This is a genomic window from Pseudomonas sp. GLN_2 (assembly GCF_043106005.1).
Taxonomy (GTDB): Bacteria; Pseudomonadota; Gammaproteobacteria; order Pseudomonadales; family Pseudomonadaceae; genus Aquipseudomonas; species Aquipseudomonas alloputida.
This window is the reverse complement of record NZ_JBICMC010000002.1, coordinates 31538-45371: the sequence shown is the minus strand read 5'-3', so window position 1 is coordinate 45371 and position 13834 is coordinate 31538. Positions and strand designations below refer to the sequence as shown.

Genomic DNA, 13834 nt, shown 5'->3' with positions numbered 1-13834 from the left:
CCGGGGGGTAAATGCAACCGAACCGGGCACGCCGCTCGCCAGGCGCCAGGCCTGAGGTGGCATTCCATGCACTGCGTATTGGGGTGAATACGATGGCAAACATAAAAAAGCCCCGCGGGCCAAGGCCTGCGGGGCAAACGGTTGGGGGAGGAGCCAACCAAAGGAGTCGTTGAGGCAGTGGAATCAGTGTGCGCTGGCCACCGTCTCCGGTTGCCAGCCGCCACCCAGGGCCTTGTAGATCGAGACGATGCCGCGATAAAGGTCGACTTCACCCTGAGCTTGTGCATCTTCAGCACTTAGCCGCTCACGTTCGGCATCGAGCAGTACCAGATAGTCCACGGTACCCTCGCGATAGCGAATCGAGGCCAGTTCTGCCGCCTTGCGGCTGGCGTCGCTCTGGCGCATCAGCGACAGCAGACGCTGCTGGGTCTTGTCGTAATCGCTGAAGGCGTTGGCCGACTCTTCCAGTGCCAGCAGCACCTGCTGTTCGTAGTTGGCCAGTGCCCCTTCGGCATCGGCCTTGGCGCCGCGCAGGCGGGCCCGCACGCTGCCCAGGTCGAAGGCCGCCCAGGTAATGCTCGGGCCCAGTGCCCAGGCGTTGGCCGCCGACGAGCCGATCTGCGAGCCGCGGGCGGCGGTAAAGCCGAGGAAGCCACTGAGGCTGACGCGCGGGAACAGGTCGGCGGTGGCCACGCCCACGTTGGCGGTGGCGGCCGCCAGCTGGCGCTCGGCGCTGCGGATGTCCGGGCGGCGGCGCAACAGCTCACCCGGGTCACCGACCGGCAGCGCCTTGGCGATGGCCGGCAGGGCCTTGGGCGACAGGTCTACACTGAGCGCGTCAGGGCGCTGGCCGAGCAGGGTGGCGATGCGATGCCGCGCCCGTGCCTGTTCGGCTTGCAGTTGCGGCACGGTGGCTTCGACCCCGGCCAGGCGCGCATCGGCGCGCACCACGTCGAGGTCATTGCCCACGCCCGCATCGCGCAGGGTTTCGGTGATGGTGCGCGATTCCTGCTGGGTCTTGAGGTTGGCCAGGGCGATCTTCTCGCGCAACTGGGCACCGCGCAGCTGCCCGTAGGCATCGACCAGCTCGGCGATCAGGCTGACCTGCAACTGTTGCAGGTCGGCGGCGGCCACCGCTTCCTGGGCTTCGCTGGCTTCGATCTGGCGCTGGATGCGCCCGAACAGGTCAAGTTCCCAGGCCATGTCCAGGCCCAGGTCGTAGCGCTCGCTATTGACCCGTTCGGTGGTCTGGCCGGGAATCTGACCTTTGCCGAGATCGCTGCTGGCACGGCTGGTGACCACCGGGAACGGGTCGTTCTCGGCATCTTCACGTATCGAGCGAGCGGACTTCAGGCGGGCGAACGCTACGCGCAAGTCACGGTTGCCGTCCAGCGAAGCCTGCACCAGCTGGTTCAGCACCGGGTCGTCGAACTGCTTCCACCATAGGCTCTCGAAGCGGCTACGGTCGTAGGCCTTGGCCTGCACATCGCTGCCCAGTTGTGCAGGTTCAGTGGCTGGCGCCTGGTAGTCCGGGCCTACCGCACAGGCCGCCAGGGCCAGTGCCAGCAAGCTTGGGGTCAAGGGTTTGAGCAGGTTCATGCATGGTTCTCCAGCACTTGCGCGTGTTCAGCCTTGCGGGCCTGGCGACGCTCGACGAAACGGCGGATCAGGAAGAAGAACACCGGGGTCAGGAACAGGCCGAACACGGTCACGCCGATCATCCCCGAGAACACCGCCACCCCCATGGCATGGCGCATTTCCGAACCTGCACCGGAGCTGAACACCAGGGGCACCACACCCATGATGAAGGCGATCGAGGTCATCAGGATCGGCCGCAGACGCAGGCGGCAGGCTTCCAGCACCGCAGCCAGCGGATCGAGGCCCTTGGCCTGTTCGTCCTTGGCGAACTCGACGATCAGGATCGCGTTCTTGCACGCCAGGCCCACCAGTACGATCAGGCCGATCTGGGTGAAGATGTTGTTGTCGCCACCCGATACGATCACACCGGTGATGGCCGACAGCAGGGTCATCGGCACGATCAGGATCACCGCCAGCGGCAGGCTCCAGCTTTCGTACTGGGCGGCCAGCACCAGGAACGCCAGCAGTACGCACAGCGGGAACACTAGCAATGCGGTATTGCCCGAGAGGATCTGCTGGTAGGTCAGGTCGGTCCACTCGAAGGTCATGCCGTTGGGCAGTTCCTCTTTCAGCAGCTTCTCGATCGCAGCTTCCGCCTGACCAGAGCTGTAGCCCGGGGCGGCAGCGCCGTTGATCTCGGCAGTGATGAAGCCGTTATAGTGCATGACCCGGTCCGGCCCGGAGGTGTCGCTGACCTTGAGGAAGGTCGCCAGCGGGATCATCTCGCCAAGGTTGTTGCGCACCTTCAGTTGGCCGATCTGCTCGGCATCAAGGCGGAACTGCTGCTCGGCCTGGACGTTGACCTGATAAGTGCGGCCAAAGCGGTTGAAGTCGTTGGTGTACAGCGAGCCCAGGTAAACCTGCAGGGTGTCGAAGATGTCGGTAATCGCCACACCGTGGGTCTTGGCCTTTTCCCGGTCGATGGCGGCATCGACTTGCGGCACGTTGACCTGGTAGCTGGTGAACAGGCCTGCCAGCTCTGGGACATTGTGGCTCTTGGCGATGATGTTCTGGGTTTCCTTGTACAGCGCTTCGTAACCTAGGTTGCCACGGTCTTCGATTTGCAGACGGAAGCCGCCAATCGTCCCCAGGCCCTGTACCGGCGGCGGTGGGAAGATGGCGATGTAGGCGTCCTGGATGTCGGCGAACTGGGCATTCAGCGCGGCTGCGATGGCTGCCGCCGACTGGCTCGGGTCCTTGCGCTCATCGAATGGCTTGAGCGGGGTGAACACGATGCCGCTGTTAGGGCTGTTGGTGAAACCGTTGATCGACAGGCCCGGGAAGGCTACCGAGTCGGCCACGCCAGGCTGCTTGAGGGCGATTTCGCTCATGCGCTTGATCACCGCTTCGGTACGGTCGAGGCTGGCCGCGTCCGGCAGTTGGGCGAAGGCCACCAGGTACTGCTTGTCCTGGGCCGGCACGAAACCGGTCGGCGTGGACGAGAAACCGAGGTAGGTCAGGCCCATCAGGCCGGCATACACGAACAGGGCGATGCCGCTGGAGCGGATGACGCGGCGCACGCCACCGACGTAGCTGTGGCTGGCCCGGTCGAAGAACCGGTTGAAAGGGGAGAACAGCCAGCTGCCCAGCAGCTTGTCGAGGAACCGCGAGAAACGGTCCTTGGGTGCGTGATGGTCCTTGAGCAGCACCGCGGCCAAGGCTGGCGACAGGGTCAGCGAGTTGAACGCCGAAATGACAGTCGAGATGGCGATGGTCAGGGCGAACTGCTTGTAGAACTGCCCGGTCAGGCCGGAAATGAACGCTGCAGGTACGAACACCGCGCACAGCACCAGGGCGGTGGCGATGATCGGCCCGGTCACTTCGCTCATGGCTTTTTGCGTGGCTTCCAGCGGCTTCAGGCCCAGCCCGATGTTACGTTCGACGTTCTCCACCACGACGATGGCATCGTCCACCACGATACCGATGGCGAGCACCAGCCCGAATAACGACAGTGCGTTGAGTGAGAAACCGAACAGGTGCATGACCGCGAAGGTACCGATCAGCGAGACTGGCACAGCCAGCAGTGGGATGATCGAGGCGCGCCAGGTCTGCAGGAACAGGATCACCACCAGTACCACCAGCACCAAGGCTTCGAACAGGGTGTGCACCACTGCTTCGATCGAGCCGCGCACGAAGATGGTCGGGTCATAGACGATGCTGTAGTCCATCCCTTCCGGGAAGTCCTTTTTAAGCTCGGCCATTTTCGCCCGCACTTCGTCGGAGATCTCGATGGCGTTGGAGCCTGGGCGCTGGAAAATCGGGATGGCCACCGCCGGCTGGTTGTTCAGCAGCGAGCGCAGGGCGTACTGGCTGGAGCCGAGTTCGACCCGGGCGATGTCTTTCAGGCGGGTGATCTCGCCATCGGCACCGGCGCGGATGATGATGTTCTCGAACTCTTCCTCGTTGACCAGACGGCCCTGGGTATTGATCGACAGCTGGAAGCTGGTCGAACCTGGGGCAGGTGGCGCGCCCAGCTGGCCGGCGGCCACCTGGCGGTTCTGCTCACGGATTGCCGCGACCACATCACTGGCTGTCAGGTTGCGCGAAGCGGTCTTGTTCGGGTCCAGCCAGACGCGCAGCGAGTAGTCGCCCATGCCAAACAGCTGCACGTCGCCTACGCCGCCCAGGCGCGCCAGCTCGTCCTTGATGTTGAGGATGGCGTAGTTGGACAGATAGAGCATGTCGTAGCGGTTGTCCGGCGAGGTCAGGTGCACGACCATGGTCAGGTCAGGCGAGGCCTTGTCGACGGTGATACCGATACGGGTCACTTCCTCGGGCAGCTTGGGCTGGGTACGGGTGACGCGGTTCTGCACCTGCACCTGGGCGTTGTCCAGGTCGGTACCCAGGGCGAAGGTGATGGTCAGCGTCAGCTTGCCGTCCGCAGTGGACTGGGAGGACATGTACAGCATGTTCTCCACACCGGTAATGGCCTGCTCCAGTGGCGCGGCAACGGTTTCGCCGATGACCTTGGGGTTGGCGCCGGGGAAGTTGGCGCGCACCACCACGGTGGGCGGCACCACTTCGGGGTATTCGCTGATCGGCAGCTGGAACAGCGAGATGGAACCCGCGATCAGCAGCACCAGCGACAGCACCGCGGCGAAGATCGGCCGGGTAATGAAGAATTTCGAGAAGTTCATCGGTAGGGTCCCTTAACCGCGTGGCGCCTGGGCGCTGGCGACTTTCACGTTGTTGCCCGCCACCTTCGGCGCCGGGTTGCTGGCCTCCAGGGCCTGACGCTGCTGGGCGAGGGCGGCGAGGGTTTGTTCGCTGGCCATCTGTGTTTCTTCCGGGGTTACCGGCGAACCAGGGCGCACGCGCTGCAGGCCCTTGACCACGATGCGGTCGTCCTTGCCCAGGCCGCTGCGCACGATGCGCAAGCCTTCCAGCTTTGGCCCCAGTTCCACGGCGCGATAGGTGGCTTTGTTGTCCTTGTCCATGACCAGCACAAACTTCTTGCCAAGGTCGGTGCCCACGGCTTCGTCGTTGATCAGCATGGCGTCGTACTGGGCGCTGCCGACCAGCTTCAGGCGCGCATACAGGCCCGGGGTGAACTGGCCGTTGCTGTTGTCGAATACCGCGCGCCCGCGGATGGTGCCGGTGCGCGGGTTGACCTGGTTGTCGACGAAGTTCATCTGGCCCAGGTGCGGGTTGCCGCTTTCGTTGGTCAGGCCCAGGTATACCGGGGTGCTCTGGCTACGCTGGCCTTCACGGGCCAGCTGGGTGTACTTGAGGTACACGCGCTCGTCGGCGTCGAAGTAGGCGTAGACCTTGTCGGTGGACACCACACTGGTCAGCGGGGTGACATCGGCGGTGACGATGTTGCCGGCGGTGAACTCGGCGCGGCTGACACGGCCGCTGATGGGCGCGGTGACGCGGGTGAAGCTGAGGTTCAGGCGTGCCAGGTCGAGCTGGGCCTGGATCGCATCGACGCCGGCACGGGCTTCGGCGGCGGCACTGCTGCGCGATTCGGCCAGTTCGGCGGAGATGGCGTTGCTGTCACGCAGGCGTTCACCACGGCGGGCTTCGTTGGCGCTGCGGATGGCGGTGGCCTTGGCCTGTTGCAGTTGGGCTTCGAGACGGCGGACTTCAGCCTGGAACGGGCGCGGGTCGATCTGGAACAGCAGGTCGCCTTTCTTGACCTGGGCGCCTTCGGTGAAGGCGACCTGGTCGATCTGGCCGGAGACCCGCGGGCGCACTTCGACGGTTTCCGGGGCTTCGAGGCGGCCGGTGAACTCGTCCCATTCGGTGATCGGTTGTTCGATCACCTTGGCCACACTTACCTTCGGCGCGGCGGGAGCCTGCACGGCGTCGGGGGTTCGACCGCAAGCGCTGATCACCACCACTGCCAGGGCAGCGAGGGGGAAGCGCAAAGGTTTGAGTGATTGTTCCATGGAGAACTCCGCCAAAGTATTAGTAGTGGGCGGAGTGTGAGTGTGTTGCGCGCGAGGCACGAATCGAACGGGACGAAGGTTAATATCACGCTGAATGATAAGTGGGGATCAACTATCGATGGCTGCCAGGGTTGCACGCAGGGCACCGCCTGCGCGGGCACTACGTTACGCGAAAGCCTGGGCCTGGCCATTCAATGAATACTTGAGGCCAGCTCGAAGATTGGCATGTACATGAGGATCACGATCAGGCCGATCAGCAGGCCGATGAAGGTCATCAACAGCGGCTCGAACAGTTTGACGAACCATTCCACCCAGCGGCCGATTTCCTGATCATGGAAGTCGGCGCAGCGCTCCAGCATCTCGCCCAGGTTGCCAGACTGCTCGCCAGCGCGCAGCAGGCGCAGGGATACCGGCGTCACCAGGTGCCCGGCCGCGAGTGCATCGGAGAGCGGCAGCCCTTCGCCCACCCGCTGGCTGGCCTGCTCCAGGCCCTGTGCTGCTGCGTTGCCGAGCAGGCCGCGGGCCATGCCCATGGCGGTGAGGATGGGAATCCCGCCTTGCAGCAGGATGCCCAGCGAGCGATAGAAACGCGCCAGCTCGTACATCATCAGGCGCTGGTGCAGTGCGGGCAGGCGCCGCAGTTGGCAGGAGGCCCAGTACCGTACACGCGGGTGCCGGCGTAGCAGCCAAAGCGCCGCGACCCCACCGAGGGTACCCAGCGCCAGTGGCGCTTGCTGGGCATGCAGAAACAGGCCGACCTGCATCAGCACCCGGGATAGCCAGGGTAGTTCGGTGCCCATGCCCTCGAACACCAGGCTGAAACGCGGCACCACATAGCCGAGCAGGAACAGCACCACACCGCCTCCCACCAGCAACAGCAGTAACGGGTAGACCGAGGCACCCACCAGTTTCTGCCGGACCAGGTCCAGGCGCTGGCGATAGCTGATGTAGCGGGTGAGGGCGTCGCCCAGAGCACCGGTGCGTTCGCTGGACTGCACCAGCGCCACATACAGCGGCGGGAATACCCGCGGTTGCTGGCCCAGCGCCTGGGACAGCGAGCGGCCCTCGTACAGCTGGCGCACCAGCTCGGCGAGCACCTTGCGCGCTGTCGCTGCCGGGCTCTTCTCCGCCAGGCTCTCCAGTGCGTCGATCAGCGGCAGGCCGGCATTGAGCAAGGTTGACAGTTCCTGGCTGAACAGCACCAGGTCGAACGCCGCTTCACGGCGCCAGGCCATGCCGCGCAGAGCGCCGCCGCTGCTGCGCAGGCTGAGCACACGCAGGCCTTGGTCTTCGGCCTGGCGGCGGGCCTGGTCGGCGTCCTCGGCGTCGATCTGCAACTGCACCACGCCCTGCCTACCCAGGGCCTTGAGGCTGTAGCGCATGGCTGCTCTCCTTACTGCCAGTTGGTAACTTCGGCATTTTCGCCATCGCCACCCGGCTGGCCGTCCTTGCCCATCGACAGCAGGTCGTACTCACCGCCGTTCTCGCCAGGTTGCCGGTAGATATAAGGGCGGCCCCACGGGTCTTGCGGCACGGCCTTCTGCAGGTACGGGCCGGTCCAGCGAGCCTCGCCACTGGGCGCGACCACCAGCGCCTGCAAGCCTTGTTCGCTGTTGGGGTAGTGGCCGACCTCCAGACGGTACAAGTCCAGGGCCTTGCTCAGCCCCTCGATCTGCGCCCGCGCTACCTTGGCCTCGGAGCGGCCTAGCTGACTGAAGTATTTGGGGGCGACGATGCCGGCCAGCAGGCCGAGTACTACCAGTACCACCAGGAGTTCAAGCAGAGTGAAGCCACGTTGCGGGTTGGTTCTGCGCTGCATGGTGAAACCCTCCACTGCATGGGGACAAGCGTTGACATGCACCATGCAACAGCCGTGCACGTCTGCCTTGGAGCCTTGCGCCATGCGGCACAGGAAGCGGCACAGTGCTTGCGTCGTGGTGAATGTCCTCGGGTTTTCCGGGGCATTTCCCCCACATCGGGGGCCACGACGAAGAGGCGACCGGCATGCGTGGACTCATCCTCGGTTTGATCTGGCTGGCGGCAGGTGCTGCCCAGGCCGATGTGTACATCTCAATCGATGCCAAGGGTGGCTACGTACTGACCAATGTCCATCGACCAGGGCGACACTATGAGAAGGTGATCAGCGAGCCGCTGGCCCAGGGCGGGCCGGTCAACGCGCAGATGATCACCGGCCGCCCTTACGCCGAGGTAGTCGCCACGGCTGCGCGCCTCCACAACCTGCCGCCGGCGCTGCTGCACGCGGTGATCAAGGCCGAGTCCGGCTACAACCCCAAAGCCCGTTCGCGGGCGGGTGCAGTGGGGTTGATGCAACTGATGCCGGACACCGCCCGCGAGATGGGGGTGCAAGACCGCCTGGACCCGGAAGACAATGTGCAGGGCGGGGCACGCTACCTCAAGCAGATGCTCACCCTGTTCGACAACGACATCACCTTGGCTGTGGCGGCCTACAACGCCGGCCCGGATGCTGTGCTGCGGCGTGGTGCCGTGCCGCCGTTTGCCGAGACACGGCGCTATGTGCCCACGGTGCTGCGGGAGTATCGAAAGTTGCAAGGGTTGGCTGATGATTCGTCGTTGTAACAACGGGCGTGCAGCTCACGCATCCCCGCAGGGGCCGCGCCACCCTCAGGCTGTTTCGGGTAGGTGAGGAGGGAATAAATACCCTTCGGCGGATGCCATCAATTTAATACTATGGTTTCCCCAAGTCTGGGCTATAACCATCTGAAGGTGCCCAGCTGAGGAGTCCGTTATGGACGTCGCCCCTCGTTCCGTCACTCTTGAAGTGCCTGCCGGTAGCGAGCTGGCCGCCCCGCGCAAGCCATTCAACCTGCTGCGCTGGTATGCCTGGGTCAGTCTGGCCATCATTCTCTCGGTGGCTGCCGGGCTGGGGCTGATTTCCAGCCGCTTCATCATCGACGAGAGCGTCGAGCGTGATGCGTTACTCACCGCACAGTTCATCACCTCCATTGCCGATGCCGAAGTGCGCCATGTGTCGATCCCCAATGTGCGGACCATGGGCGAACTGCTCGATCCGCGCACCGACCGCGATAACTTGCCCGACGTCGACCCGCAAGCCCGGCGCAAGGCCCGTGGCGAGTTCCTTGACCATATCGCTCACCTGCCCGATATGCTGCTGGCCAATATTTACGCCTTGGACCGCACAGTGATCTGGTCCAGCAACCCGGCGCTGATCGGCAAGCTGATCGAAGGCGACGAAGACCTGGATCAGGCTTTCGAGTACAAGATGCGGGTCTCGGCCAGCTACCACAATTTCGAACAGGCGCGCGCCGAGCAGAAGTTCATCACCCCGCCCAAGCAGTTGTTCATCGAGAACTACATTCCGCTGTTCGATGCCGATGGCGATCGGGTCACAGCGATGGTCGAGATTTACAAGGAGCCCCACGACCTGATCGTACGCATCGAACGTGGCCTGATCCTGATCTGGTTGGCTATCACGGTCGGCGCTGCACTGGTCTATGTCGGCCTTTACGGCATCATGCACCGCGCCGCACGGCTGCTGGCGGTGCAGCAGAAACGACTGATCAGCAGCGAAACCTACGTGGCACTGGGTGAGGTGTCTTCGGCGGTGGCCCATAGCTTGCGCAACCCACTGGCCAGTATCCGCTCAAGTGCCGAACTGGCTCAGGCGTTCGACGAAGGCCCGGCGCAACGCCAGGTCAACGATATCATCAGCCAGGTCGATCGCATGTCGCAGTGGATCCGCCAGATGCTGCAGTCACTGCGCCCGTTGAACGACGAGGCAATGGCAGTGGACTTGCCGCAGGCGTTGCAGGAAAGCCTGCAGACCTACGCTGTGCCGCTGGCGCGCAGCGGGGTAAGCCTGGACCTGCAACCCTTACCGGCCGTGCAGGTGTTGGGGCACCCGGTACTGCTGCGCCAGGTATTCAGTAGCCTGATTGCCAATGCCTTGGAGTCGATGGAACAGGGCGGGCGGTTGCGTATCGAGGTGGTACGTCACAACCGGCGCAGCCTGATTTTGCGCCTGTCCGACAACGGCAAGGGAATGAACGAAGAGCAGCAGCGTATGGCTTTTCGACCGTTCTTTACCACCAAACAGGGTGGGCTGGGGGTGGGGCTGGTGCTGGTGAAACGCATCATGGAACGTTTCGGTGGTACGGTCCGGCTCAGCAGCAGCGAAGGCCATGGCACGCGGGTTTCGTTAAGCTTCCGGCTGGCCTGAATATGTCAAATGACATCAATATGATTTAGTAAGGTATTGATAGAAAAAGGATTTATGTTTTTGGGTGATAATCACCCAGATGTGGGGAATGATCCTCTAATCATTCTCAATAAGTTATCTCAACCTACTGAAAAATAAAGTTTTTAATTTGGTATGGTCCTGCTGGCCGAATTTTTGCAGCGAAGTTTGTGAAGCGCGACACGCGACAAATGGCAGCTGCGACTGCCCAGGTGGATTGCTACCCAGTGGCTGTTGCCAGTGGCCTTGATGCAGTTCTGAACGTACGCCCTGCGCGGGAACCACGCGATGCAGATGCTGGAAGACGAAGCGCCCGACAAGGCCAATGCGACCGCCAGCGGACGGGCCGTACCCTTGCGTGAATTCAACCTGCTGCGCTGGTTTTCGGTGATCAGCCTGTTGATCATTACCGCGGTGGCAGGTGGGCTGGGTTACGTTTCGACGCGCTTCGTGGTGCGCGACAGCGTGCAGCGCGATGCCATGCTCACCGCGCAGTTCATTCAGTCAATGGCCCAGGCTGAAGTGCGTCATTCGCAATTGCCGCCTGGCACCACCATGGGCGAATTGCTGGACCCGCGGCTGGACCTGCAGCACTTGCAGTTCACCCCGGCCTTGGCCGAATCGACCCGCGTCGAGTTCCTCGATCATGTCGAGCACCTGCCGGACACTTTGCTGGCCAACGTCTATGCCCGCGACCGCACCATTGTCTGGTCCACCAACGTAGAGCTGATTGGCAAGCAGATAGAAGTTGATGGCGATCTTGAGCGCGCCTTCCGCTCGCGCAAGGCGGTGTCGGCCAGTTATCACAAGGCCGCCGAGGATCGCGAAGAGCAGAAGTTCCAGCGCGCACCGCGTTACCTGTTCATCGAGAACTACATCCCGCTGTTCGACAGCCAGGGTGAGCAGGTACTGGCCATGGTGGAAATCTACAAGGAGCCGCAGGACCTCATTCGGCGCATCCAGCGTGGCTATGTGCTGATCTGGGCCTCGACACTGGTGGGTGGGGCGTTGATCTACTTCGGCCTGTTCTGGATCGTGCGCCGTGCGGCGCACATGCTGCACCTGCAGCAGGAGCGGCTGGTGGCAAGCGAAACCTACGTGGCGCTGGGAGAAATGTCGTCGGCCGTGGCTCACAGCATGCGTAACCCGCTGGCCAACATTCGCTCCAGCGCCGAACTTGCCCAGGAAACCGCCAACCCTGCTGCGCAGAAGAACATCACTGACATCATCAGCCAGGTCGACCGCATGTCGCGCTGGGTGCGCGACCTGCTGGTGTCGCTACGCCCGGCCAGTGACGAACCCGAGGCCGTGGACTTGGTGGCGGCCATCGAGGACACCCACCTGGCCTTCGCCCAGCAGATCGAACGCAACGGCGTGCGCTTTCATTTCGAAGGGCCTGACGTGCAGTGGGTGGTCAGCCAGCCGCTGCAGCTTACGCAGATTCTCAACAGCCTGTTTTCCAACGCCCTGGAGGCCATGCCCGCGGGCGGGATGCTCAATGCCCAGGTCAATGTGCAAGAAGGCCAGCGTGCCGAGTTCGTGCTGACCGACACGGGCAAAGGCATGAGCCAACAGCAGGAACGGATGGTGTTCAAACCGTTCTTCACGACCAAACAGGGTGGCCTCGGTGTAGGCCTGGCCCTGGTCAAACGCATCATGGAACGTTTTGGCGGCTCGGTCAGCCTGAGCAGCCGCGAAGAGGAAGGAACCCGCGTCAGCCTTACATTCAATATTGCAGCGGGAGGGGAACATGGAGCACAGCATCCTGGTCGTCGAGGATGATGAAATCCTTGCCGACAACATTCGCACCTACCTCAGCCTCAAGGGCTACGAAGTCATCGTGTGTCACAGCGCGGAGCTGGCGCTGGAGCAGATCAAGCGGGCGCAACCTGACGCGGTGCTGACCGACAACTCGTTGCCAGGCATGAGCGGGCACGACCTGCTGCGGACGCTGGTGGCCCACGCGCCGGACCTTAAAGTGATCATGATGACCGGCTACGGCAATGTCGAAGATGCCGTGCAGGCGATGAAGGAGGGCGCCTTTCATTACCTGACCAAGCCGGTGGTACTGGCCGAGCTCAAACTGACCCTGGACAAGGCCCTGGCTACCGAGCGTATGGAGCGCACACTGTCGTTCTACCAGGAGCGCGAGGCGCAGAAGTCCGGATTGCAGGCATTGATCGGCGAGTCACCGGTGATGCTCACCCTCAAGCACACCCTGCGCCAGGTGCTCGATGCCGAGCGGCGCATGGCCAGTGACGACCTGCCACCGGTGCTGATCGAAGGCGAGACCGGTACGGGCAAGGAACTGGTGGCCCGCGCCCTGCATTTTGATGGTTCGCGCAGTAAAGGGCCGTTCATCGAGTTCAATTGCGCTTCGATCCCTGCCAACCTGCTTGAGGCTGAACTGTTTGGCCATGAGAAGGGCGCGTTCACCGATGCCAAGGAGCGCCGGGTGGGGCTGGTGGAGGCTGCCGATGGCGGCACCCTGTTCCTTGACGAGATCGGCGAAATGGACCTGGTGCTGCAGGCCAAGCTGCTCAAGTTGCTGGAAGACCGCAGCATCCGCCGGATTGGTGCGGTGAAGGAACGCAAGGTGGATCTGCGGGTGATCAGCGCCACCAACTGTAACCTGGAGCAAATGGTGCAGCAGGGCAAATTCAGGCGTGACCTGTTCTTCCGGCTTCGCATTATCGCCCTGAAGGTGCCGCGCCTGTATTCACGCGGGCAGGACATTCTGCTACTGGCGCGGCATTTCCTTGCCCACCATAGCCGGCGTTACGGCAAGCCGAACCTGCGCTTTTCCGCCGAGGCCGAAAGCCTGATGCTCGGTTATAGCTGGCCTGGCAATGTGCGTGAATTGCGCAACATGCTGGAGCAGACCGTGTTGCTGGCGCCGAACGAGGTGGTCCAGGCGCATCAGTTGAACCTGTGCATGACCTTGGTTGACGAGCCGTTGGCGCAACAGCCGATGGCGGCCATGTTCGAAATGCCGCGGCACGAGCCAGAGCCGGGTACAAGCCTGCCTGACATGGAGCGTGACCTTGTCTGCAAGACCCTGGACCGCACCGACTGGAACGTGACCAAGTCGGCGCGGATGCTTGGGTTGTCGCGGGATATGCTGCGTTACCGGATCGAGAAGTTGGGGCTGACCCGGCCTGACAAGCGTCAGTGGTAGTACAGGCCGTGTCGTCAAGGGTTACCTGTGCCCGAACTACCTTCTCCTTGCCGGCCGGTACCTTCCGACCCACTGCCATCCATTCCCGGCAGATCGCGGTTGTCATTCTGCTGCGCCGGCGGGCTTTGCGGTTCGTTGCCCTGTATGCGCGGGTCGGTGTCCCGCGGCAAAGGCTTCTCGATCGGGTTGAGGGTGCTGTCCACGCCGGGCTGTGGCGCCGCATTGTGCGGGTCGTCGGGGTAGGTCGGACCGGTGCCGACAGCAAAGGCCAGCGGCGAGGCGAGCAGGGCAATCGACAGGATGATTGAGCGGGGCATGGCAGGCTCCTTTGCTGTACGGGTAAGGCTCATACTTCTCTTTGGCCTTACCCGGAACGTCAAGGTGCCATTA

The 13834-nt window shown here is 63.0% G+C and carries 10 protein-coding genes; 4 read left to right on the top strand and 6 right to left on the bottom strand.

The annotated features are described in order from the left end of the window. Positions 1-183 precede the first annotated feature (183 nt). From ACF8Q6_RS00305 to gspG, 5 genes are all read right to left on the bottom strand, one after another. Positions 184-1599: an efflux transporter outer membrane subunit gene (locus ACF8Q6_RS00305; protein ID WP_003253851.1), complete on the bottom strand. Its 1416-nt coding sequence runs from the start codon at positions 1597-1599 to the stop codon at positions 184-186. Beyond that, positions 1596-4775, bottom strand: a complete 3180-nt coding sequence (locus tag ACF8Q6_RS00300; RefSeq protein ID WP_003253849.1) for an efflux RND transporter permease subunit — start codon at positions 4773-4775, stop codon at positions 1596-1598. The genes ACF8Q6_RS00305 and ACF8Q6_RS00300 overlap by 4 nt, the downstream gene beginning before the upstream one ends. A 12-nt stretch (positions 4776-4787) precedes the next feature. Continuing rightward, positions 4788-6029: a multidrug efflux RND transporter periplasmic adaptor subunit MexE gene (mexE, locus tag ACF8Q6_RS00295; protein ID WP_003253847.1), complete on the bottom strand. Its 1242-nt coding sequence runs from the start codon at positions 6027-6029 to the stop codon at positions 4788-4790. A 191-nt stretch (positions 6030-6220) separates the two neighbouring features. Beyond that, positions 6221-7411, bottom strand: coding sequence for a type II secretion system F family protein (locus ACF8Q6_RS00290; protein ID WP_392494456.1), 1191 nt, complete (start codon positions 7409-7411; stop codon positions 6221-6223). Positions 7412-7422: 11 nt separating this feature from the next. Then, a complete protein-coding gene (gspG, locus tag ACF8Q6_RS00285) occupies positions 7423-7848 on the bottom strand; it encodes a type II secretion system major pseudopilin GspG (RefSeq protein ID WP_392494454.1) in 426 nt (141 codons plus the stop codon). Positions 7849-8033: 185 nt separating this feature from the next. Between gspG and ACF8Q6_RS00280 the strand changes: the two genes are divergently transcribed. The 4 genes from ACF8Q6_RS00280 (at position 8034) to ACF8Q6_RS00265 (ending at position 13444) form a co-directional block, all read left to right on the top strand. Beyond that, on the top strand, positions 8034-8627 hold the full coding sequence (locus ACF8Q6_RS00280) for a lytic transglycosylase domain-containing protein (protein ID WP_161774063.1): 594 nt from the start codon (positions 8034-8036) through the stop codon (positions 8625-8627). Positions 8628-8796: 169 nt separating this feature from the next. After that, on the top strand, positions 8797-10248 hold the full coding sequence (locus ACF8Q6_RS00275; RefSeq protein WP_392498076.1) for a sensor histidine kinase: 1452 nt from the start codon (positions 8797-8799) through the stop codon (positions 10246-10248). A 306-nt stretch (positions 10249-10554) separates the two neighbouring features. Next, positions 10555-12048: a sensor histidine kinase gene (locus ACF8Q6_RS00270; protein WP_392491994.1), complete on the top strand. Its 1494-nt coding sequence runs from the start codon at positions 10555-10557 to the stop codon at positions 12046-12048. Then, on the top strand, positions 12017-13444 hold the full coding sequence (locus ACF8Q6_RS00265) for a sigma-54-dependent transcriptional regulator (RefSeq protein ID WP_392491993.1): 1428 nt from the start codon (positions 12017-12019) through the stop codon (positions 13442-13444). Before ACF8Q6_RS00270 ends, ACF8Q6_RS00265 begins: the two co-directional genes overlap by 32 nt. A 14-nt stretch (positions 13445-13458) precedes the next feature. Here the strand turns inward: ACF8Q6_RS00265 and ACF8Q6_RS00260 are convergent, their stop codons facing one another. Next, a complete protein-coding gene (locus tag ACF8Q6_RS00260; protein ID WP_392491992.1) occupies positions 13459-13761 on the bottom strand; it encodes a hypothetical protein in 303 nt (100 codons plus the stop codon). Positions 13762-13834: the final 73 nt, after the last annotated feature.